Origin of the sequence: Streptomyces cellostaticus, assembly GCF_023630175.1 — a bacterium.
GTDB lineage: Bacteria > Actinomycetota > Actinomycetes > Streptomycetales > Streptomycetaceae > Streptomyces > Streptomyces cellostaticus_A.
Window position 1 is genome coordinate 1 of record NZ_JALLIN010000124.1, and the last position, 1425, is coordinate 1425.

Below are 1425 nucleotides of genomic sequence, written 5' to 3' on the forward strand. Positions count from 1 at the left end.
ACGGAGGCGGCGGCGTGGCTGTGACGTGTCGCATGGTCACTTTCCGGTCAGTCGTGGACTGGGGGCGGCGTCAGAACTCCGTGACCAAGCAAGATCACCACTATCGTGCCTGGGTTGCTTCTGTTACGGATGGAGCTGGCAGGGGCACCGCAAGCGACTGGCTGAGGTGCTGCTGAGGGGCCGACAGTACGGGGGAGGACTCGGTGGCCGGCAACGCGGAGGACCCGCAGGCTACTGCTGCTGCGCTGGTATCGGCAGCCGGTGCGCTTGCCGCGTCCGGCATGGGGCCGATCGCAGGTGTCGGTGCCGCCGTGGCCCAGCAACTGCGGGTCGAGGGCGAGACGCTGACGACCTTCAAGAACCGGGTGGACGACCTTCTGACCCGGTTGGAGAAATCCAAGGCCGCGCCGCACAGGATCGCGGACGGCACCCTGCCGGCGGGACGGTTGGGTAACTTCGACGAGGCCGACGCGCTCCACGGTGCGTACACCCAGGTGCATTCCCAGCTGGAACGCCTGTCCAGAATGCTGGCGCTGCAGATCGAGGGGCTGATGGTCACGGTCGACGCGTCGAAGGCCGACTACCGCAATCTCGACGACGGCGTTCGCGATCGCCTGCACCGCATCCGTGTCGAGGCCGACAAGCTGGCTGTGGATCAGGCCCGGCCGGGGGCAGAGGGACACGCCGGCGGCGGGGCAGACGGAGCCGGTAGCAGCGAGCACGGGGCAACGTCGGACTCGCAGGCAGGTGACCTGTGACGTCCGTGGTGATGAGACTGTGCGACGGGATGGTCTCGACAGGGAAGGCGGTGTGGCTCCATGTCTGACTTCGCCGGCCGCATGTGGGAGACGATCAAGCAGGAGCGGTTCCTGGTCCAGGACCCTGAACAGCTCTGGGCCATGGTCGAGTCGGCAGACGGGCAGACGGGCAGACGGCCAGCGGGCTCGGTGATCTGCTGACGGAGGCCGCCAAGACGCTCAAGGAGATCGGCGGCGATCTGCTGACCCACAGCATGGCGGTCGAGTGGGAAGGAGCGGGCGGCGAGGCGTTCCGGATCTGGTGCCACCAAGCGGCGCTGACCACAGTGAGCCTGGGGGACTACAGCGAGAATGCGGGCAAGTGGCTGGGCCACGCGGCGGACACGCTGCACGAGGTCAAGCCACAGCTGGAGATCCTGCGGAAGCAGAGCGCAGGCCCGCGCTCGGTGCTTGAGGCGCACGCGGCGAAGGCGACGAACGTCGGCGATCACGGCGGCGGTCCGTCGGACTCCGAGGTGACGAAAGCCAAGACTCAGAACGCCAGCACCCGTGCCGAGGCCGGCGGGCTGATGATGAAACTCGCCCAGTCGTACACGGCGTCGACGGAGCAGATCAGCGCGCTGGAGGCGCCGAAGTTCCCGGAGTTGCCTCAGCGGTTCGTGCCGGA

Annotated in this window: 2 protein-coding genes and 1 pseudogene; all 3 read left to right on the plus strand. The window is 67.8% G+C overall.

Annotation, left to right across the window (positions count from 1 at the left end; translation table 11 throughout):
- The first annotated feature begins 203 nt into the window (after window positions 1-203).
- A complete protein-coding gene (locus tag MXD57_RS31250; protein ID WP_250405583.1) occupies window positions 204-758 on the plus strand; it encodes a hypothetical protein in 555 nt (184 codons plus the stop codon).
- A gap of 60 nt (window positions 759-818) precedes the next feature.
- On the plus strand, window positions 819-959 hold the full coding sequence (locus MXD57_RS31255) for a hypothetical protein (RefSeq protein WP_250405584.1): 141 nt from the start codon (window positions 819-821) through the stop codon (window positions 957-959).
- Between the two features lie 53 nt (window positions 960-1012).
- Window positions 1013-1425, plus strand: a pseudogene (locus MXD57_RS31260) (hypothetical protein); the annotation flags it as partial.